This window comes from Streptococcus mitis (assembly GCF_946190065.1).
GTDB classification, from domain to species: domain Bacteria; phylum Bacillota; class Bacilli; order Lactobacillales; family Streptococcaceae; genus Streptococcus; species Streptococcus mitis_DE.
Map to the genome: position 1 here is coordinate 1 of NZ_CAMHZD010000153.1, position 253 is coordinate 253.

A 253-nucleotide genomic window follows, 5' to 3' on the forward strand; every position below is an offset into this window, starting at 1 on the left:
CGGCCCCGCCCCCCGCCGCCCTCGCCCCCCGCGCTGCCGCTCTTTCTTTCAACGTTTTCGCTGGAGTTGGGGGTTCTGTTGCTCCTGGCGCTGCTGGTTGGTCTTCCTCAGGTGGCGCTGGAGTTGGGGTTTCTGTTGCTCCTGACGCTGGAGTTTCTTCAGCTGGTTGCGCTGGAGTTGGTGTTTCTGTTGCTCCTGGCGCTGCTGGATGATCTTCTACCGGTTGCGCTGGAGTTGGGGTTTCTGTTGCTCC

1 pseudogene is annotated in these 253 nt (G+C 62.1%); it reads right to left on the reverse strand.

The window, feature by feature from the left end:
- Nucleotides 1-253: pseudogene (locus OCF96_RS10005) on the reverse strand (hypothetical protein); the annotation flags it as partial.